Below are 19,096 nucleotides of genomic sequence, written 5' to 3' on the forward strand. Positions count from 1 at the left end.
TATTACTTCTTTTTAATCTCATAACGAATTTGTAAGAAAGGCATCCCCAAAATCCACATGCGGTGCTCAGCCTGCAGTTCACCCGGTGTAGTTTCCCATACGGTAAATCGTTCGTCTAATGGAAGCTTCATGACATAATCACGAAAAACAAGATAAATGCCCACTTGTTCACTAGATAAAATCAGATGACCTTGATCCTCTTTTAAATTTAAAATACCCGTCATCGTAGAGCCAGGAAGTGGCAAGGCAATATTCATAAACGCTCCCTCCTCGGTTTCGTGTTCAGAGTATAGCGCAATGAACGTTGGTTCTTGTTTGATTTTTCTAAACCAAGCGCGAACACGTTCTCGCGAATCTAGGTTCGGTTTTAATTCGACGATTTCACCAGTCATTTCTACTTTTTGACTAGATAGAGGTAAATTAATCTGCTGAATTTGCCGACTCATCAACTTATATAGCGCAGCTAAAGGCTTAAACCAAGCCGACCAATGAACGTTCGCCCACAGTCGATAATGCGAGGTATTTTCATAAAAATCACGAATGGTAGGTGCTAAATTTAGGTGATAGATACTCATATCATCAACAAGTCCATTAACTCTTGAATCTACCGCTGTTTTATCTGATAGAAAATTCTCTCCAACCCTCAGGCCGCCACGCAATTCACTAATGGGGAATTTAGGCTTTCGATATTGCGTATCAGGGATAAACATTGATGCTAAAACAGTCCCTGCCCCAGCAAAAAGAACCGCATTCGTCACTCCGTGAAACTTAATCATGAAATCGATCGTGATGGTATAGTTCCCGGACCAGTTACCATAAGCGTAGAGTAGTGAAAATAAAATTGAAACACCAAGTGATAAATACACCATTCTGAACATCCATTTTTGAACAGAACTTTGAAAGTTCGTTTTGAAGCTTACCAACAGCAAACCGTAAATCGCAAAAATATAAACTAACACAGATACAAATTCCAGTGTCGTTGAAAACGTAATGCCTAAGGCTACTAAAACAGGAGCTACAATCACAGCAGGTGCCGTCCACATATAGAGTGAGGATTTCCCTAAACGACCTAGGAACCCAGTTAATATAGGCAACAAAAAGCCTGCATAGTGAAAATGAACGGCAGTTAAAAATGTGATGATGGGGCTAAAACCCGTTTGGATGCCCGCTTCATAAGCGAAAAACCACACCCCACCAACTGATAAAAAAATCATTCCCAAATCGATTAGGAATTCTTCCAAATGCGTAAACCCACGATTCAGGAACCGCTTGAATCCAGCTAACGCAATAGCAAGCGTATAAAGTAAATAAATTGCGGCTAATATTCCGTGCCACATCATATCTGGCGTCAAATGAATGAAAACAACTGCTAAATAAGCAGTGAACGCAAACCATATGATTCGTTTCGTTTGGATTATTGAACTCAATACAATCGGTACAAAAATAAGCTGAGCCGCTGCGAGAATCAAGAAATACCATGGATGCGGTGTTAACACCGCTATAATGGCCAGAACAACAACATTTATTAAACCAATATTATGTAAGATCCTCACACGTAAATTCCCCTTCATAATAAAAAAGATTTCCTAACAATGGGTTGTGTACACATACAGATATCTCAAATTTATTTTTCTCATCATTAAAGCTTTCAAATTGGTCTCGTCAAACTAATCTCCCCCTAAAACCTATCCAGCTTGTGAAGCTTGCTTTTCATACTTCCATCTTAAACGTTTATACCTTTTTTCGTTCTCGTATTTCATAGCGAACGCAATCCCAATTGAAAAGATTAAACTGGTAAATAAAAATAATACAAGTCGAGATAAGTCAAATATGCTTTCAAGATAGTCAAGTGGATGCACGCCTTCAAAAATTACTCGTTCCCCGACTAAAAACACTAGGGCCAATGTGGAGAGTAACCCCCACTCTCGAATGATGAGATAGAATACTGATTTCTGTCTTAATATAGACCACTTTTTATAAAAACGTTCATCCAAATAATCCTCATGTAAAACGCGAGTAATCCAGATGATATTATAAATAGCTACAACAATGATATAGACAAAAGGATTTGCTAACTCAACAAACAATGGCACAAATAAAAAACCGAGCCCCAAAACTAGGGCTATTAGTTTTCTCTTCATATCTAACAACCACACTTTCTTTTCATAATTTTAACATAAAAATAACCTTCCACATTGGGAAGGTTATTTGTTCTTAGCTGTCGCTAACTGCCACTCAATACCGAATTTATCTTTGACTTTGCCATAGGCTGGACTAAAAAAAGTCTCATGTAAAGGCATCACTTCTTCACCATCGTTTTCTCTGATTTTCCGATACATATCACTTGTCTGATCGGCATCATCTGTCACGACGGCAACAGAAACATTCGTCCCGACTTCAATAGGGTTTTCCTGATCTGTATCAGAAAGCATAATATCATTTCCGGCAATCGTTAAGTTGGCATGTAAAAGTAATGATTCATCTCCTTCTTTTGCATCTGGTAGCTCAGCATAAGTCTTGAATTCCACCACTTCCGCATCGAACACATCCTTATAAAACTCCACTGCTTCAATTCCATTTCCATTAAACATAAAATATGGATTCATTCCTATAATCATCTAATCACCTCACCCTTTAGTATGACCGTTTGTTTAAATAGTAATATTTCATAAGTTTGAAAACGTATAATATATAAACCTGTCTAAGGGAGATGATGACATCTTGGGCTTTTCACATCATTTAGTCGTATTCTTCGTTATCGCTGTGATTTCAGTTGTGTTGAGATTTGTTCAGATCCGTGCGGCAATTCGTGTTGACCTTTACATATTTGTATTCGGTCCTCTTATAGCATTTGGCTTTTTATTTTTATTGCTTGGATTATTGGACGTAAACCGAGGCTTATTCTTAGACATTGGAAAGTTTATGTTTCTATATGGTGCTGTTGGGGCAGGGTGTGGCTTCGGTGCTACACGTGTCTTAAGTGGAAGGTTCTAAAAAAAGGGCTGAAAACAATACAAACACAAACTTTTCGACAAAATTTATGGTTCATTTATGTAAATAAAGGGGCTAAACGTGTGCAATTTTGGTCTAAAACAAACCCCGAACCACCTAAAAAGATAGTCCAGGGCTTTAAATCATTATACACATTGATATTCATAATAATTTTGTGTTTGAAACGTTTCAAACCCGATTGCTTCATACAGGTGAAGACCACGTTCGTCTTCGGTTCCAACTTCAACAAAAATGACATGCCCGGATTCAGCTTCTTGTTTAACCACTTCAATTAAAGCTGACTTTCCGATTCCCTGACGTCGATACTCAGGAGCAACTGTAAATCCGAATATATATGTCTCAATTCCCTCCGCTTTCAAGCGAATTTTTCCAACCGTCTTACCACTCTTCTCAATCATAAAGGTTCTGTGACCGGCATCTTTAAGCAAAACATTTACAAGCATTTCCGCTTCTTCATGCGTTAAATTAAATCCTTTTTCATCCAACTCGATAATTTTCTCGTAATCATCCTTAGTTGATAAACGCAATTTAATATCCGTTTCTTCCTCAGGAAGCTCTTGTTTTTTCCAACGCATTTGATAATCAGAATATGCGTAAGTTGCGCCTAGTTTTTTAAGTGTCTTTTTCGCATGGTCAGACTCTGGCGGCGCATTTATATATAACTTTTTACTTTGTCGCGTTTTTAATTCATCCAAGATCTCTTGAAAAAGTTTTGTGAAAATACCTTTACGGCGGTGATCAGGGTGTACCATGGCACACATTTCATAAGCTCCACCGACATAATAAAGTGCTGCGTAACCTAGTAATTGGTCACCTTCATAATAGAAGAAATCGTTGTTGTCCGTCATTCGCGAACGGAGGAAATACCAATTCAATTTCAACTCAATTCGATCGGCTTGCTCGACAATCATTTGAAGCCTCTCGATATCTTTTAATTGTCCCTCAGTTAACAAACGCGTCCCCCCTAACTGCAGATATTTTTCTTACCCGTGTAGAATATCGATAACACGTTTTTAAGTCAATACATTTGAATTAAAAATAATGAATTGATATTCAGTGCCTTCTCCATAAAGTAAATTCAAGTACAGACACACACGAGACTAACCAGGCAAATCCCAGTAGATGACCTGCCATAACATCAGTCGCATAATGGACACCTAAGTATATTCTACTAATGCCAATAGCTAATATTAACAAACTAAGTAAAATACCGAACAACCACTTTATTGAATGTCTCGCTCGACTTCGAATAATCAAGTAAATCATAAACCCATAAAACACCATAGGACCTGTTGAATGACCACTTGGAAAACTAAATCCAGTTCCATCATGCTCTTCTAATATATTAGGTCTTCTCCGTTCAAATACCTCTTTTAACAAAGTCGTAAGAATACTGATTCCGATCATCGCAATAGCGAAGTATAGAACCCGCCACTTCCACCTCTCATACAAAAAGTATAACGAAATGGCGAGCATAAATGACCCGATTGTTATAAAAGTGACGGAACCAAGCTCTGTTACCCAAGCAAAGATCTCATCTAACAGCTGCACACCATTTGATTCTAGCCACCCTCTAACATATTGATCTATAAGAAATTTTTCATTTTCTAGTACACCTTCTGCCAGTTCAATAAAAAGCCAGCTGGCACCAATTAGTAGCACAAACATTGAAATTAAACCGACGTAAGTTCGTTTGGGAACTCGTTTAAGTTCATCTACCCAGTCCATACGACTTTTCACCTCTAATCATACGATATCACTTATGATCAGAATGAAAACATAATGAAAACGCTCGACCTCAAGCCGAGCGTTAACGTTTTTCAACAGACCATTTCACCAACTCGTAATAAAGAGCCGTTAACGTTATAACGACTAAAAATACAATAATGGAATTCTCCCAACTATAATTATTCTGATAGTTCGTGACCTTCATATTTGTTGCGATAAACTCCATAATAATACCGACGACCGTCCAACCTGCCAAATAAGGAATAAACCGTTTGCGGTCGATCTTAAACCGTTTATAGAAGTAAACAAAGAAGTAACTGACTTGTGCGAATACAAAGTAAGATAAGAGATCTGTTAACTCATATTGATTAGAGTCATTGACTCGATAATAACTTAACATTCCTCCACCGATTGTAAAGTCGAATAAAGTAGAAATAGCAAAGCCCCAAACTAAAAAGAGAATTGTAATTTCTGTAGAGAGGACTTTTTTGAACGTAAAGAATGCTCCGTATAAGACCACTAGTAAAACGATTGTGTAGATTTCGTTTTGGTCAAAATTTTCCCAAAGAATCATTGTAAATTCACCGCACTCTTCGTAATTTTATGGAACACGTTATATGTCATGATCGTGATGAACGTCAGAGCAAGGAAAAAGAGCATATCATAACCGAAATTCCAATCTAAGTAAGTCGCAGCTTCGAGTTGGACTAATAGGTAACGACAAAACGTTAAAAACAGAATCGCACCAATACCTGTCATGATTTTTGCTAGTACTTTTTCAAACCTTAAAATTAAATCTAAGAAAATAATCATCACAAACGGCGTGATCACACTACGTTTAAATATGTAAGCCATATAAGAATTGGCTTTTTCTTTAATCGAAACGAGTTCCATTTCTTCAACGATGATCCATGAAAAGTTAATCGAGATGACAAGTACAACTAAGTAAATCATCGTACTTTCAATCAACGATAATTTTTTATTCATAACACAATAAGTTGTGACAGCTAACCACGATATAGCGAAGTATATAACAAACGTCATAAGTTCCTCCAACTGTTTTTGTTTTTATTATGCGAGATTTAACCCTATCTCATACAAAAATCCCGACTAAAAAGCCGGGATTAAACTTACAAAATTTTATCGTATAATGTTGTAAGTAAATATGTGAGCCATTCGTAACCTGCAAATGGAAGGCTAATGAATAAAACAGCTAACGACCAGTAAAGACTAAACTCTGAATCTTTTTTCCAATAATTTAACGCAAATGCTGCATAAGCTAAACCAATTAGGAAGAAGATGCCCCAACCTAGTGATTCACCTTTTGGCACAAATATTAAATATACAATCGTAATCATAATGATTATAATAGCGGGCGAATTTTTTAACCAATAACTACTAGGCGCTGATTTTAACGTTTCTATTTTATCCAATGTATAATCTCTCGTCTGTTCGACATATCCTTTCATTTTGACGCTAAAATCACTCATGTTGTAACCTCCTTTAAATAACCTTAAAACGACTTATTCTATTAATACCCTATTTTATGTAAAATTAGCCCCGTCATGATAGATTTGTTAAAATTTTATTAGAATGATAAGGAGGTCTATTCCATGAAAATTGTATCAATCGAACCAACACCGAGCCCTTATTCGATGAAAATTAATTTAGATGAAAATTTACCAGATGGGCAGACTGAGGAGTATAAATTAGATCAAGATTTAAGCGAAGCGCCACAATATGTACGTGACCTTTTTGCCATTGAAGGGGTTAAAGAGTTATATCGTGTGATTGATTTTATAGCGCTCGAAAGACATCCAAAGGTCCCTTGGGAAGATATTTTACCGAAAGTTAAAGATGTATTAGGTTCTGCTGAGGACGAGACAGACGTAGGTGGAGCTGAGGATTCGTCGGAAGAGCAATTTGGCGAAATCAAAGTTTTTATCCAAAAATTCCGTGGCATTCCGATGCAAGTTAAAGTAGAAGAGCAAGATGAAGAAACGCGTTTTGGCTTGAGTAGCCGTTTTATGGATGCGGCGATGGAAGCGTCTAAGGATGCCGATATGCTAGCTGAACGTGAATGGGTTGAACAATACCCGCGGTACGGAGACGCAGACGAAGTCGGACAAGATGTAATTGATGAAGTAGAAGCCACGTATGATCAAGAACGGCTCAATGCATTAATTCAATTGGCTGTATCAGGTGGTTCTGAAGAGCAGGCATTTAAAGAGGAAAAATTAACGTTTGAAAAATTAGAAGCTGACAGCTGGAAGGATCGTTATGCAGCTTTGGACCGAATGCCTGATCCGACGGTCGACGATTTACCCCTATTAGAAAAAGCACTTGAAGATCCGAAAATGTCTGTGCGACGTTTAGCTGCTGCTTATCTTGGTGAAATCGAAGACAAAGCTGTTTTACCTTATATTTATAAAGCTTTAAAAGATAAAACCGTAACAGTCCGTCGTACAGCAGGCGATTGCTTGTCAGACTTAGGGTTTACACAAGCAATTCCTAAGATGATTGAGGCTTTAAAAGATTCTAGTCGTATTGTCAGATGGCGTGCCGCTATGTATTTATACGAATATGGTGATGAAACCGCGCTTCCAGCTTTAGAAGACGCGTTGGAAGACCCTGAGTTTGAAGTTCGGATGCAAGCTAAAATGGCATTATCCCGTATTCAAGAAGGCGAAGAAGCGAAAGGCTCGATTTGGAAGCAAATGACGGAAATGACGAAGCAGAAGAAAGGTTAATACATTATAATTGTATAAACTCCGTACTTTGATTAAGTATTTTGATGCAAAGTACGGAGTTTCTTATACGCTCCGTCAAAATGCTCCGCTTTCCTCGGGCACGGCTTCAACTTCCCAAAACTCACTACCGTTCGTTTTGCGTGATTTTCAGCTCGTGCTGTTCCCGATGGAGTCTTCGCATTTTGACTACGCTAATTATATTTCAATCTAAAGTTCGTCTTTCACTTTCGCTATCCACCTTTTCACTCACTCTCAACTAATTGATCGAGTAATTCCATTGCCTTTTCTGTTGATTGAATTAGTTTTTCATCTTTTTTCCCTTTTCTAATGGCGTGGGCGTTTTCGAAGGCTTCTTTCGCTTCATTGTACATGCCCATTTCCATTAAACATTTACCTTTGTGCTGATAGGCAAAATCTAAATACTGTGGCTCGTATTCAAGTCCTATTAATTCCGCTAATTCAAACTGATCCAGAGCTTTTTGATAATCTTGATGGTACTTATAAGTCTCACCGAGCCGAATTCGCATCACAATCTCCCGTGCAGAATCAGAGGCAGCTATTTTTAACGCTTCTTTTAAGCAATCAATCGATTTTTCTAGATTACCCTGAAGTCGATATAAGTTTCCTAAAGTACCATATAGAAAGCAACGTTCATCCTGAGCTTCAGATACCATCAATTCACGACGCACTTGTGTAATGAGTTCATCTACTAGTTTAGGGTCACCGACTTTTTCTCGCAAAAAGTCGGTCTCATCAAAATAGAGTTGGTCATTTAACTTTTCTAGCTGCTCACGAATGCGCCCCATCGGTATGTCTCCTTTTTATGATTCTAATAAATCTAACGCCTTTTTTAAATCTACATCTCGTTCTAAATGTTCTGGCGTCCAAGGAATATAAATATCAGGTAAAATACCTACGCCAGTCATGCCCTTACCGTCATTAACCCTTCTGAGTTTAGAGGTTGGATACAATAATTCAAATTGATCATCCCATTTCATTCGTGCTAAGTTTGAATAATCATTTACACCCGCTGTTCCACGACCTAAAACCGTCACTTTCTCAGAAAGTTTACATACTTCTACAAACACATCTCCAGCACTACCACAATAAACATCGCTTAAAACAATAACCTTTTTCGGATTTTCCTTACCGTAAATTGGCTCTATTTCAGGGTCTTCTTCTTCAAATGATATAAACCCTTTACCCCGATTCTTTTCCCAATCATCTATAAACGATTGTGCACTTTTCTTAAACTGTGGGTCATCAACCTGTTCTAAATATTCTTGTATAAATTGAATGGTTAGATCTGCATTTCGATTTGTAGTATTAAAGAATTGAACATAATCTTCTACAAACTCTAACTTCGTTTCACCCTTTGGAAATATATAGGGTAATAATTCATTAAAAGCTGAATCCGTCCCGCCTAAATTCTTTCGGACATCTACAATTAAAAAATCAGAGTCATTTAAAGACGTTTCATGTTCTTTAATAAGTTCATTAATAGCATCAGGATCTAAGAAGTCAGTTATCTTTAAATAAGCGGTATCTTCATTTAATTGTTCAAAGGAATACTCTGGTTTATAATCCACTTTTTTATATTGTCGGATGTCCATTTCAACCGTCTCACCGGTTGTTTTTTCAACTGTTGCTATTTGGTGCAAATTAAGTATTGGGCGCCAATTTTCACGCTCTGCTGGCTTTTCATATAAATACTTTTTATGAGATTCGCACAAATCTATTACGCTTTTATTATCTAACGCAATAATTCGATCACCTATTTCTAGTCGGGATTCACCCACAATCTCTGTCACATAAAGCACATCGTTAAATCGTCTTACGCGAAACCCAACATCCTGGTTCTTTTCATCTCCTATTAGTCGAAAAGACATATGCGGATCTTGAAAATCAGCTAAATAATCTTCAACGAGATTCACAAATTCATGGTTTGTCTGTATTTGTTGAATTTTTTGCTTGTATATATCAGGTTCATCCCATCCTTCTTTATCTTCACAACCTGAATAATCGTGGTGAACTATATCGACAATCTCTTCAAAAATTTGTTCGTACATTACTAACCTCCTTTCATTTACACAATATCTTACCTTATTTCATCAATTTCTATCTAAAATTGGTAGAAAATTAGATTTTCGACGGAATTTTTCGTTTTGACAGATTAGTAGAAATTGATTTTAATTTAAAAAAGGAGTCGATTTGATGATTGTAAAAAACACGAAATACCGATCACGTTGTTGAAGCTAGCCAAATTAACGAATCGGTCAGAACCTAATCATCCGATATAACAAACGATTGTGGACGACCTCAACATTTATCAATCCTGCTATCGAGGCGAGTTAGCGTTTGACTATCTAATATCATCTATTTATAAACATCAAGCGCCTTCTTCCTATAATACTCTACCTCTTTACTTTTTACATCTTTTAAAATATTAATCAGCTCTTCAATATACTCAAAATCTACCGCATTGTATCTTACCATAATCTTTAATAGATCAGCACGTTCCTTCTTAGTTGAAGTATATTGTAATAAAACATTACAAATATCTAATATACGATTCTCAATGTCAACGATGATTTGTACAAACCAGTCATCGTATATTAACCGATTGAAATTCTTAGGTAACGAGTTAAACAGTGATAATGCGTTTTTTAACCTTACGCCTATATCGTCGATTTTTTCCAGTTGACGAATTTGATTCATAAGTTCAAATAGGTCTATTTTTGGGTTAACTTTCAACTCTATGACATCACGTTTAATATCTAGGTAATTATCAAATGGTTTATTGGCAGACCTTTCAACCATTCGTTTAATATGATTCAAGGCGACACTCAATTGACTTCGGGCCTTAGTAATATCCTCATCTGGCCAAAACGTTTCGCACAGTTGTTCTCTTGTAACGCTTTTATTAAGTATAATATAAGTCATTAGCTGCATGGACTTACGTTGACTCCATTTGCCTTCAACGACTTTTCCATCAATAACAAGCTTAAAATCATTCATTAATTCCAAATAAAGAATTTCATTTCTCTGACGAATGCCTGCTTCAAACATCTCATCTAATTCTCTATTTAACTGCTCAGTGTAATTATATGTATGACCTGAGTTTACTTCATAAGACTGATCAATAAACAATCGAATATGTTCCGAAAATACCTCTGGTTGGTCGATCATAACCGCATTAGACGCTTGTGGAACGACAAAAATCCGGTTGTTAGGAAAATAATGATGATACACCATCTGCAGTCTTGGTGGATATAATGGGTCGAATTCCCCCGCTAGAAATAACGTCGGTACTCTAAGTTGGTGGAACTCTTCAAAATCATAATCAATTGCCGTATCTGCACACAAATTAAAATAATCGATATAAGTTCTCTGCTCAACTTGGTCATACATACGCTTGATCCGATTAATTTTATCATCATGAGCAGGGTGACAAAGGTTTTGTATTAAATGATAAATATTGTTTCTAAATACTTCTTCTTCAACCCAACTGTTTCGTCTCTTAATTTCTTGAATTGCAATATTCTTCGGAATATAAATGGCAGTCGAAATAAGGACCATAGATTTCAAGTAACTCTTCTGCCTTCTTGCCAATTCAATCGCAAAATTACCACCCATTGAGTAACCTACTAAATGAATGTCTTTAATAGAAAGATAAGATAACAGCTTCTCAAAATCATGAATGAGAATCTCCCAAGTTAATTGTGTAGAATCACTGTCACTTCGCCCTTGATTTCTAAAATCATACCTTAAAATATGATAATCATTTCGCAATAACTGAACGACTTCATCCCATTGAGTTAAGTCAAAACCATTTCCATGAGTTAGCACAAGAGTCGGCGCATCTTCACGGTCACTTCTAATATACTCATAACGAAGAAGAGTATCTTCTAATTCTAACCAATTATACATAAATATAACTCCCCTAATAGGTCTTAAGCCCATTATACTAAAAGTTAGCATCTTTTCGATTATTTACGACAAACTTTTGCAAGATTTTTGTAAGAACGATTCGGTATAATAATGAGAAGTTTACTCACCTATTCTTTGGACACAAACTAGTTATTTTAACCTAATCCTAAATCACTAATTGGAGGTGCAAGTAATGTCCAACAAAAAATATAAGTCTTTACAAGAACAAGCAAACCTCTATTTAACATTATCCATTATATTTTTCATACCAGTAATTATTTACATATTCTATTTTGTTCAATATGGAGGTTTTGAAGGTATATATCATTTACTTCCGGGTATACCTGCTCTAATTAGTAGCTACTTCTGGAGTAGATTTGCCACCTTACGATCCGGAATAAAAGGAGAAAAACATACAAAAAAAGTCCTCAATTCATTATCCGAATATTTCAAGACCTTTAATTCGGTTCAAATATCGATTGAAGAAGGCAGAACTGAAATCGATCAGGTTGTGGTAGGTAAAGATTGTATCTTCATTATTGAAGTTAAAAATCATAAAGGTAGAATCGAAGGGCATGAGGCTGAGCATTCATGGACACAACACAAAATCGGCCGAAAGGGAACGCCATATAAAAGTAAAATGAAAAACCCGCTAAAACAAGTTAAAAGACAAACATTTATTTTAGCTAGATATTTAAAGAAACACAATGTAAACGTATGGGTAGAAGAGATTGTTTACTTTTCCAATCCAAATGCTAAGGTGAATGCACAATCAAGTAAGTATAACGTACTATCGAAAGAAAGTGACTTAACAAATTACTTAATTAATTTTCAACCGAAGAGAAAAGCTTCAAAAGAGGATATTGAAATAGCAACTAAGTTATTAAGTGGACAAAACGAAAAATCTGAAGCCATTTAAGTTTACAAAGGGGAATACAAATAACATGAGTACTCATCATAATATGTCTTTTTTTATAAGATTTATTGGAATTATGATTATTTTAATTGGTGGCATTACTGGATTCATGGCAGCTTCCACACAATACGGTTTTATGTGGGAAGTCGCACTTATGTGGTGGTTCTATCCAGTGTTAGGGGGTATGTTACTGATCGGCATATCGGAAGTCATCGTAGTATTACATAAAACGAAAAATTCCCAAGAGGAGTTTTTGATCGCCATTAACTCAAAGTTAAAAGAAAATGAACAAACAGGTCATCAAGAGTCACATCAAACACCACAATAAATGTTTAAAAGCGCGCGACAAGTGTCGCACGCTTTTTTATTAATAGTTATACTCATAATCTGCTTCAATTATATACTCTGATAAATCTGCATTCGAATTCATCACTTGTTCCGGCATGAAATTTAGTGCCCACACTCGAGATACAGTCGGTTCAAGTGTACCAAATTCATCTTTTGGTAAAATGAATTCTCCATTAGCTAAAATTTCTTCACCGCTTTTATCCTTTACTTTAAGTGTTGCAGTAATATCCCAAATAGGGTGGTGATACCCATTTCTAATAAACGCTTCAACGGTTAATGTACCATCATCTCTGTAAAAAGCATTAAATCCATTAAATTGGATTGTATCTTCCATTGGATCTCCTAGTTCATTCACCTTAAGTTGCATTTCATTCTTTACTTCCTCTGACAATTGTGAACCATCAACATCTGGACCAAAATCAAACAATTGTTTAACAGGAACCGATGCGACACCTTTCCCCTCTTCATCATTGTTCTCTTCGACATCTTCATCATCTTTAGACCCCTGATTTTCATTAGCTGTGTCCTCTTCGTTTGATTCATTTGACTGCTCGTCCTCAGAGTTATTATCTTCCTCATTTGATTTTTCTTGCTCGTCATCTTCAACTAACTCTTGATTAGGGTCACTTTCCGGTTCCTCTTGAGATGACTTGACTTCACCATCAGTATTACAAGCTCCTAAAATAAATAGAAGTGAAAATAACATAATAATTTTTTTCATTTGATTTCCTCCTAGTAGTTAAATTAATTCCAAAGTCGCACTACTACTCTATCAAGTAAGTCTTACACAAAAATTACACTTTTCGACTTTATTCGGTAATGTGTAAGAATGCTGTAAGACTCAAACTATAATATTAATTTAAGATAAACCTATTAGATTTAGGTGTTTTGAACTAATAATTTGTAAGAGGATTGAGAGATAATGAAAATAATGATCAAAATGACCTTTGTATCCTTAGTCATTCTAGTTGCCTTTCTACTGATTAACTCAAATGTTAATAACCAACAAGTCAAAACACAAACAAACTTAAATTCCAAAAATCATTCATTATACTCTTTTAAAATTGAAAACAAAAATCCAGCTATCGTTAACAAATTAATCACTAGCAAAGAGAAAGAATTAGAACAAACAAAAAGAACTCTGAAAATAAAGAAGTAACGAAAAAGAATGAGGAAGAGAAAATTAATAAAGAGGAAACCACTCAGGTAACAGTTAAAGATCAAGAGCAACAAAAGGTACAAAACAAGAAAAAAGATACCGCTTCTCATAGAGTTGCCAAACAAGTAAAGAAGGAGGAAAAAGATCAAAATTTAGTAGTAAAAGAGTCAACTAAGAAAGAAAAAGCCGATTCCTCTACAAATGAAGAAAAGTCTAAAATTAAAAAAACAGATCATGCTACTTCCTCAGGAAAAATTTATTCATTAAAGAGTGAAGAGCAATTTTTCAATCTTATAAACAATAATCAAATCGTAGCGCTGTTTCATAGTGATACTTGTCCGTATTCTCCAGCAGTATTAGCCAAAAAGAATGAACTAGCTAATCATTTCGCACCCTTTGATTTAGTGCTTGTCGATATTGATAATTTTCCTGGAATATCTAAAGTTTACGGAAATATAACTCCTAATTTATTAGGGTTCAATCATGGTAATTATGAATTCTCAGCAAAAGGTGAAGGTATCGCTAATGAAGAGTTTTTAGAGTGGTTTACTCAAAAATTTAAATAATAGTGAGTGCACACTGATAATAAAACCATATTTTAGAGCAAATAAAGAAGCTTTTGCGCTATGCGCAAAAGCCTCCTCTCTATTGTGTACTTTTCACCGTCTCAAACGGTAGTGGTTTGGCTGCGTCCTCTGGGGATTTCGGACAGGTGGAGCAGCACTTACGATCCGAGTTGGCGCCGTAATAGAAGCAGCATGTGCGGCGAATGCGTGTTCCGTCGACTTGAATGCGGCGACCCCAATAGAAATTCGTCAGTTGGTTGCAATCATCGGTGAATGCGTTCGCTGACAGACCTCGGATTAGGTATTCGTAATCTTCTTCTACACGCTTAGCAACATGTGAAAAGCGTTCTTCTTTTAATTTTTTCTCGTATAACCAATAAACATAAATCGCGATGTTCTCCCAAAGGTTCGGTCGAGGCACTCGTGAGACTTTGTTAAAGACGTTGACGAGTTTGTCCAGTTTTTGAAAAATTTCTTCGGTTAACACCTGGCGTTCCGTCTCTCGTCTTTCTTCAGACATCTTTTCAACCGATAGTTGGTCCATATAGAGATTAGGCAACCACTTATCACCGACCGTATTCGAGACAAGGCCTGCACGGTTAAAGGTCATGTCCAACTTCATATCATGTACCGTCATCAGGTAAAGAGCCGGTAATGCGATATTGAAGCCAAGTCGCTTCATAAGCTGGGAGCCTGCGACAAAAATGCTTTCAGTATTGAATTCATGCTTAATGTCTTGCAAATAGTTCCGTAAGTATTCCTCATCCATAAGCTGATCCAATTTAACCGAAACATTTTCGGCATAATCAACCATTCTGAAGTTGTCTTTTAGATAAATTTTTTCTGATTTCAACAGTTGTGTCATGTGAAAACACCCTTTGTTGTTTATTAGTTATTTACGAGTTTTGAATAACAAGTAGATAAAATATGGTGCACCGATAAGTGATGTGAAAACACCTGCTGGCAGATCCTGTGGTGCAAAGGCTGTTCTTGCAATGAGGTCTGCGATGACGACAATAATTGCGCCAATAAGCGCGGATACTGGAATTAACGCGCCAAATACAGAACCGACTAATCGTTTGGCGATATGAGGTGCCATAAGCCCGACGAACCCAATTCCGCCTGCGAATGCGACGGAACCGCCAGCTAGTGCTGTTGCTAAAACGAGTAATATGAGTCGGTCTTTCTGCACGGTTGCACCGGCGTTAGTCGCAAGGTCATCCCCTAGCGACTGCATATTCAATTGCGATATAAAGAAAAACAGCAATATGGTTAAACCTAAAATCCAAGGTGTGACGGTCGCAATCTCGGGCCAGTTCGTGCCATTGACGCTTCCAGTTAACCAAATATTTGCACGGGCGGCAGTATGAATCGGTCCGAACGTCATTAGCATCGTTGTCACAGCCTCAACTGCAGCTGATAAACCGACTCCAATTAATACCAATTTAATGGGCTGTACGCCATTTTTTGTTGTGGCTAAAATATATACGAATATGCCCATCAAAACGGCTCCAACTAACGAAGCAAAAGGAAGCCAGTGAATACTAACAGTCAACGCTTGACTGCGATCACTAAAGGCGACTAAAAAGCCTACTGTCGACAAGGCTGCGCCTGCCGTAATCCCGATAATATCTGGGGATGCTAAAGGGTTTCGGATGATGCCTTGTAAAATCGCACCAGACATAGCTAGCCCTGCACCCGCTAAGATAGAAAGCAGAATTCGTGGCATTCGAAAATCGTTCACCGTTAAATCATGCATATATTCGCCATAGCCAAATAACGCCTTAATCACGTCTTGTGGCCAAATTTTCATCTGGCCCATGCCGAGACTAAGTATCGCTAAGCTAATTAAAACTAAGGTTAGCAACGATATGACTTTCAAATATTTTTTATTAATAACAATCTTATACTTCCATATTTTTATATTAGTGTAATTACTCATTTATGCCCCTCCTCGCAATGTAAATGAAGAAAGGAGCACCTACAAACGCTGTCATAACTCCAATTGGAACTTCTGCTGGCATAATGATATAACGTGCACCAATATCAGCCGAAATCAATAAAATAGCTCCCAGTAACCCGCTATATGGTATTACCCATCGATAATCATAACCTACTAACCAGCGGGCGATATGAGGAATAATTAGGCCGACAAAACCAATAGGTCCTGCAATCGCAACAGCCCCACCTGCAAGTAAAACAATGACCATTGCACCAATGACTTTAACTAGCCACGTCTTTTGCCCGAGGCCAACTGCAACATCCTCCCCCATTGTCAGCACATTCATTTTCTTTCCTATAAGTAAGGAAGTCACCCAGCCAATAACTAAATAAGGTAGGACATCAACTAATAATTCCAAGTCACGTCCCTGCACAGCACCTGCTAGCCAGAACAATACCTGATCTAACGATTGCTCGTTCAAGGTCAACATACCTTGCGTCATAGACGAGAACAATGCTGCAATTGCAGCGCCCGCAAGCGTCAATTTAACAGGGGTCAGGCCATCTGTTCCAACTGATCCTAGGGAATACACTACAACAGCTGCAATCGCGGCACCTAAAAATGCTAGCCACGTAAAGCCTGTAATTGAAGTTATCCCTAGAAAACTTACCCCTAGTACAACAAAAAAACTAGCGCCTGCATTAATACCAAAAATGCTCGGTGATGCTAGAGGGTTTTTCGTTAATCCTTGCATAATCGCACCTGCAATAGCCAAACTAGAACCAACAGCAACGGCAATTAACGCTCGAGGTATTCGAGTTGTTTGTATAATGTAATGCTCATTCGATTGATCAAAATTCGTAAATGAATCAATGACCATTTGGGTGGTGATTTTGGTTAAGCCAAAAATTACACTCGCCCAAATTAATATTAAAACAGCTATAAAGCCAATGATAATCCCCAATATCCGGGTTGATGTTTTCGTCAACATAGGTCAAAATACCTTTCATACCCTTTATCTTGCTGCTTTTAGTCTAATTTAATTGATAATCATTGTCAATGAACTTGAGAATCATTTTCAATTAATTGCATAAAACCTATTGACTTTATAATTGATAACCATTATCATTTGTATTGTGATTGAAAATCATTCTCAATCAACAATAATAAAATATAAAAATTACATACAGGAGGAGAACACATATGTTTAAATCAAACGCTTGGAAGTTAGGATTACTCCTTTTAGCACTTGTGTTTACATTAGCTGCTTGCGGTGGATCTGATGACAATACGGATGAAAACGCAGGCGACCAAAACAATGATCAAGAGCAATCTTCAGATGAAGAAACAGAATCTTATACGGTTGAACACGCAATGGGCGAAGAAACCATTGATGGAGATCCTGAACGTATTGTTGTTCTAACAAACCACGGTACAGAAGCTCTTCTATCTTTAGGAATTGAGCCAGTTGGTGCTGTTCAGTCATGGACTGGAGACCCTTGGTATGACCATATCAGTGATGATATGGAGGGTGTTGAAGTCGTCGGAACCGAAAGTAACATCAACTTAGAGGCGATTGCAGCACTTGAGCCTGACCTTATTTTAGCTAACAAAATGCGTCAGGAAGAACACTACGATAAATTAAGCAAAATTGCTCCAACAGTATTTGAAGAAACTCTACGTGGCGACTGGAAAATCAACTTCGAGCTTATCGCTGAAGCCGTTAATATGGAAGAAGAAGGGCAACAAGTTTTAGATGATTATCAACAACGCGTAGAAGATTTACGTACGAAACTTGAAGAAGAAAATAAATTAGACACAAAAGTTTCAATGGTACGCTTTATGCCATCAGATGTCCGCATTTACCATAAGGATTCTTTCTCAGGCATTATCTTAGATGAAATCGGATTAGCCCGTCCTGAATCACAGGATGTCGATGACTTTGCCGCTAAAGGTGTGACGAAAGAACGCATTGGTGAAATGGATGGCGACGTTATTTTCTACTTCACGTATCAACCAGAAGGTGAAGATGGAAAAGCTGTAGAAAGCGAATGGGTTAACGATCCACTATGGAACAACTTAGAAGCTGTTCAAGCTGGTAACGCTTATGAAGTTAGTGACACCATTTGGAATACAGCAGGCGGCGTCCGCGCAGCTAACTTAATGTTAGACGATTTAGAAGAGAAACTACTTTCTGAATAAACGTCACGGTTTATTACCCCCCCATTATATATAAAAGCTTGGATCAAGCCGATCCAAGCTTTTTTTCATTAATGTTTGAACACATCTTTTACATAAACTATACTAAATACAGAATTTTAAAAGGAGCGTTCACCGTTGATCGAAGTTTATGTGGATGGTGCATCACAAGGCAACCCAGGCCCTAGTGGAGTAGGTATTTATATTAAAGCAAAGGCTAACCAATATGAGTATTCGATTCCATTAGAGACACATTCAAATCATGAAGCTGAGTTTATAGCTGTTATCAAGGCTCTCGATATATGTCTTGATCAATTTCCAAATGACATTTTATCTTTTCGATCAGACTCTCAAATTGTGGTCGATGCCATCGAAGAAGAATACACTAAAAACCATGAGTTTAAACCGTTCTTAGATGAAATAATGGAAAAAGGTTCTCACTTCCCCCTCTATTTCATCAAATGGATTCCTAATAAACAAAATCACCATGCTGATCGATTAGCTAAGCAAGCGATTCATCAACATAACAAAAGCTGACTCGGTCGA

22 protein-coding genes and 1 pseudogene are annotated in these 19,096 nt (G+C 37.1%); 7 read left to right on the forward strand and 16 right to left on the reverse strand.

Annotation, left to right across the window (positions count from 1 at the left end; all coding sequences use genetic code 11):
- Nucleotides 1-2: 2 nt before the first annotated feature.
- The 4 genes and pseudogenes from EDC24_RS09060 to EDC24_RS09075 all read right to left on the reverse strand — a co-directional run bounded on the left by EDC24_RS09060 (nt 3) and on the right by EDC24_RS09075 (nt 2,606).
- Nucleotides 3-1,553, reverse strand: coding sequence for a YndJ family protein (locus EDC24_RS09060; RefSeq protein ID WP_170158528.1), 1,551 nt, complete (start codon nt 1,551-1,553; stop codon nt 3-5).
- A pseudogene (locus EDC24_RS15505) lies at nt 1,537-1,626 on the reverse strand (hypothetical protein); the annotation flags it as partial. The pseudogene EDC24_RS15505 and the gene EDC24_RS09060, both read right to left, overlap by 17 nt.
- A 59-nt stretch (nt 1,627-1,685) precedes the next feature.
- A complete protein-coding gene (locus tag EDC24_RS09070; protein ID WP_124221835.1) occupies nt 1,686-2,141 on the reverse strand; it encodes a hypothetical protein in 456 nt (151 codons plus the stop codon).
- Nucleotides 2,142-2,204: 63 nt separating this feature from the next.
- Nucleotides 2,205-2,606, reverse strand: a complete 402-nt coding sequence (locus EDC24_RS09075; RefSeq protein ID WP_211342361.1) for a VOC family protein — start codon at nt 2,604-2,606, stop codon at nt 2,205-2,207.
- 115 nt (nt 2,607-2,721) lie between these two features.
- Here EDC24_RS09075 and EDC24_RS09080 point away from each other — a divergent pair, with 115 nt between their 5' ends.
- A complete protein-coding gene (locus EDC24_RS09080) occupies nt 2,722-2,994 on the forward strand; it encodes a hypothetical protein (RefSeq protein WP_124221838.1) in 273 nt (90 codons plus the stop codon).
- Between the two features lie 143 nt (nt 2,995-3,137).
- Here the strand turns inward: EDC24_RS09080 and EDC24_RS09085 are convergent, their stop codons facing one another.
- The 5 genes from EDC24_RS09085 to EDC24_RS09105 all read right to left on the reverse strand — a co-directional run bounded on the left by EDC24_RS09085 (nt 3,138) and on the right by EDC24_RS09105 (nt 6,230).
- A complete protein-coding gene (locus EDC24_RS09085; protein WP_124221839.1) occupies nt 3,138-3,965 on the reverse strand; it encodes a GNAT family N-acetyltransferase in 828 nt (275 codons plus the stop codon).
- Between the two features lie 100 nt (nt 3,966-4,065).
- The gene (locus tag EDC24_RS09090; RefSeq protein WP_124221841.1) at nt 4,066-4,740 is read right to left on the reverse strand and encodes a phosphatase PAP2 family protein; all 675 of its coding nucleotides are present in this window, start codon (nt 4,738-4,740) and stop codon (nt 4,066-4,068) included.
- Between the two features lie 82 nt (nt 4,741-4,822).
- Nucleotides 4,823-5,314 carry a hypothetical protein gene (locus EDC24_RS09095; RefSeq protein WP_124221842.1) on the reverse strand — a complete coding sequence of 164 codons (492 nt, stop codon included), beginning with the start codon at nt 5,312-5,314 and terminating at the stop codon, nt 4,823-4,825.
- The gene (locus EDC24_RS09100; protein WP_124221844.1) at nt 5,311-5,784 is read right to left on the reverse strand and encodes a hypothetical protein; all 474 of its coding nucleotides are present in this window, start codon (nt 5,782-5,784) and stop codon (nt 5,311-5,313) included. The genes EDC24_RS09095 and EDC24_RS09100 overlap by 4 nt, the downstream gene beginning before the upstream one ends.
- 86 nt (nt 5,785-5,870) lie before the next feature.
- Entirely contained in the window at nt 5,871-6,230 is a 360-nt protein-coding gene (locus EDC24_RS09105; RefSeq protein ID WP_124221846.1) for a hypothetical protein, read from the reverse strand.
- A 123-nt stretch (nt 6,231-6,353) separates the two neighbouring features.
- Here EDC24_RS09105 and EDC24_RS09110 point away from each other — a divergent pair, with 123 nt between their 5' ends.
- Nucleotides 6,354-7,490, forward strand: a complete 1,137-nt coding sequence (locus tag EDC24_RS09110) for a conserved virulence factor C family protein (protein ID WP_124221848.1) — start codon at nt 6,354-6,356, stop codon at nt 7,488-7,490.
- 242 nt (nt 7,491-7,732) lie between these two features.
- Here the strand turns inward: EDC24_RS09110 and EDC24_RS09115 are convergent, their stop codons facing one another.
- From EDC24_RS09115 to EDC24_RS09125, 3 genes are all read right to left on the reverse strand, one after another.
- Complete coding sequence (locus EDC24_RS09115; RefSeq protein WP_124221850.1) at nt 7,733-8,296, reverse strand: tetratricopeptide repeat protein; 564 nt, start codon at nt 8,294-8,296, stop codon at nt 7,733-7,735.
- A gap of 15 nt (nt 8,297-8,311) precedes the next feature.
- On the reverse strand, nt 8,312-9,559 hold the full coding sequence (locus EDC24_RS09120) for a S41 family peptidase (protein ID WP_124221851.1): 1,248 nt from the start codon (nt 9,557-9,559) through the stop codon (nt 8,312-8,314).
- 307 nt (nt 9,560-9,866) lie between these two features.
- The gene (locus EDC24_RS09125) at nt 9,867-11,420 is read right to left on the reverse strand and encodes an alpha/beta hydrolase (protein ID WP_170158529.1); all 1,554 of its coding nucleotides are present in this window, start codon (nt 11,418-11,420) and stop codon (nt 9,867-9,869) included.
- Between the two features lie 193 nt (nt 11,421-11,613).
- On the opposite strand from EDC24_RS09125, the gene EDC24_RS09130 reads away from it, so the two are divergent.
- Together EDC24_RS09130 and EDC24_RS09135 are read left to right on the forward strand one after the other, a co-directional pair.
- Nucleotides 11,614-12,339, forward strand: a complete 726-nt coding sequence (locus EDC24_RS09130) for a nuclease-related domain-containing protein (protein ID WP_124221854.1) — start codon at nt 11,614-11,616, stop codon at nt 12,337-12,339.
- Between the two features lie 25 nt (nt 12,340-12,364).
- The gene (locus tag EDC24_RS09135) at nt 12,365-12,664 is read left to right on the forward strand and encodes a hypothetical protein (RefSeq protein ID WP_124221856.1); all 300 of its coding nucleotides are present in this window, start codon (nt 12,365-12,367) and stop codon (nt 12,662-12,664) included.
- Between the two features lie 39 nt (nt 12,665-12,703).
- On the opposite strand, the gene EDC24_RS09140 is transcribed toward EDC24_RS09135, so the two are convergent.
- A complete protein-coding gene (locus EDC24_RS09140) occupies nt 12,704-13,405 on the reverse strand; it encodes an SLAP domain-containing protein (protein WP_124221858.1) in 702 nt (233 codons plus the stop codon).
- Between the two features lie 842 nt (nt 13,406-14,247).
- Between EDC24_RS09140 and EDC24_RS15175 the strand changes: the two genes are divergently transcribed.
- Nucleotides 14,248-14,409 (forward strand): hypothetical protein, encoded by a 162-nt coding sequence (locus tag EDC24_RS15175; RefSeq protein WP_170158530.1) that lies wholly within the window; start codon nt 14,248-14,250, stop codon nt 14,407-14,409.
- A 79-nt stretch (nt 14,410-14,488) separates the two neighbouring features.
- On the opposite strand, the gene EDC24_RS09145 is transcribed toward EDC24_RS15175, so the two are convergent.
- The 3 genes from EDC24_RS09145 to EDC24_RS09155 are packed head-to-tail and all read right to left on the reverse strand — an operon-like array spanning nt 14,489 to nt 17,342.
- Nucleotides 14,489-15,274: an IucA/IucC family C-terminal-domain containing protein gene (locus EDC24_RS09145; RefSeq protein ID WP_124221859.1), complete on the reverse strand. Its 786-nt coding sequence runs from the start codon at nt 15,272-15,274 to the stop codon at nt 14,489-14,491.
- 27 nt (nt 15,275-15,301) lie between these two features.
- Complete coding sequence (locus EDC24_RS09150) at nt 15,302-16,351, reverse strand: FecCD family ABC transporter permease (RefSeq protein ID WP_124221861.1); 1,050 nt, start codon at nt 16,349-16,351, stop codon at nt 15,302-15,304.
- Nucleotides 16,344-17,342 (reverse strand): FecCD family ABC transporter permease, encoded by a 999-nt coding sequence (locus EDC24_RS09155; protein ID WP_124221863.1) that lies wholly within the window; start codon nt 17,340-17,342, stop codon nt 16,344-16,346. Before EDC24_RS09155 ends, EDC24_RS09150 begins: the two co-directional genes overlap by 8 nt.
- Before the next feature lie 212 nt (nt 17,343-17,554).
- Here EDC24_RS09155 and EDC24_RS09160 point away from each other — a divergent pair, with 212 nt between their 5' ends.
- Both EDC24_RS09160 and EDC24_RS09165 read left to right on the forward strand, forming a co-directional pair.
- On the forward strand, nt 17,555-18,553 hold the full coding sequence (locus EDC24_RS09160) for an ABC transporter substrate-binding protein (protein ID WP_124221865.1): 999 nt from the start codon (nt 17,555-17,557) through the stop codon (nt 18,551-18,553).
- Nucleotides 18,554-18,688: 135 nt separating this feature from the next.
- Nucleotides 18,689-19,087: an RNase H family protein gene (locus EDC24_RS09165; protein ID WP_124221867.1), complete on the forward strand. Its 399-nt coding sequence runs from the start codon at nt 18,689-18,691 to the stop codon at nt 19,085-19,087.
- The last annotated feature ends 9 nt before the right edge of the window (nt 19,088-19,096 follow it).

Origin of the sequence: Aquisalibacillus elongatus, assembly GCF_003843875.1 — a bacterium.
GTDB lineage: Bacteria > Bacillota > Bacilli > Bacillales > Alkalibacillaceae > Aquisalibacillus > Aquisalibacillus elongatus.

Coding starts and splice junctions, on each gene's coding strand:
- EDC24_RS09070 (WP_124221835.1), bottom strand. CDS start 2,141: ATGAAGAGAAAACTAATAGCCCTAGTTTTGGGGCTCGGTTTTTTATTT.
- EDC24_RS09075 (WP_211342361.1), bottom strand. CDS start 2,606: ATGAATCCATATTTTATGTTTAATGGAAATGGAATTGAAGCAGTGGAG.
- EDC24_RS09090 (WP_124221841.1), bottom strand. CDS start 4,740: ATGGACTGGGTAGATGAACTTAAACGAGTTCCCAAACGAACTTACGTC.
- EDC24_RS09095 (WP_124221842.1), bottom strand. CDS start 5,314: ATGATTCTTTGGGAAAATTTTGACCAAAACGAAATCTACACAATCGTT.
- EDC24_RS09100 (WP_124221844.1), bottom strand. CDS start 5,784: ATGACGTTTGTTATATACTTCGCTATATCGTGGTTAGCTGTCACAACT.
- EDC24_RS09105 (WP_124221846.1), bottom strand. CDS start 6,230: ATGAGTGATTTTAGCGTCAAAATGAAAGGATATGTCGAACAGACGAGA.
- EDC24_RS09110 (WP_124221848.1), top strand. CDS start 6,354: ATGAAAATTGTATCAATCGAACCAACACCGAGCCCTTATTCGATGAAA.
- EDC24_RS09115 (WP_124221850.1), bottom strand. CDS start 8,296: ATGGGGCGCATTCGTGAGCAGCTAGAAAAGTTAAATGACCAACTCTAT.
- EDC24_RS09120 (WP_124221851.1), bottom strand. CDS start 9,559: ATGTACGAACAAATTTTTGAAGAGATTGTCGATATAGTTCACCACGAT.
- EDC24_RS09125 (WP_170158529.1), bottom strand. CDS start 11,420: ATGTATAATTGGTTAGAATTAGAAGATACTCTTCTTCGTTATGAGTAT.
- EDC24_RS09130 (WP_124221854.1), top strand. CDS start 11,614: ATGTCCAACAAAAAATATAAGTCTTTACAAGAACAAGCAAACCTCTAT.
- EDC24_RS09135 (WP_124221856.1), top strand. CDS start 12,365: ATGAGTACTCATCATAATATGTCTTTTTTTATAAGATTTATTGGAATT.
- EDC24_RS09140 (WP_124221858.1), bottom strand. CDS start 13,405: ATGAAAAAAATTATTATGTTATTTTCACTTCTATTTATTTTAGGAGCT.
- EDC24_RS09145 (WP_124221859.1), bottom strand. CDS start 15,274: ATGACACAACTGTTGAAATCAGAAAAAATTTATCTAAAAGACAACTTC.
- EDC24_RS09150 (WP_124221861.1), bottom strand. CDS start 16,351: ATGAGTAATTACACTAATATAAAAATATGGAAGTATAAGATTGTTATT.
- EDC24_RS09155 (WP_124221863.1), bottom strand. CDS start 17,342: ATGTTGACGAAAACATCAACCCGGATATTGGGGATTATCATTGGCTTT.
- EDC24_RS09160 (WP_124221865.1), top strand. CDS start 17,555: ATGTTTAAATCAAACGCTTGGAAGTTAGGATTACTCCTTTTAGCACTT.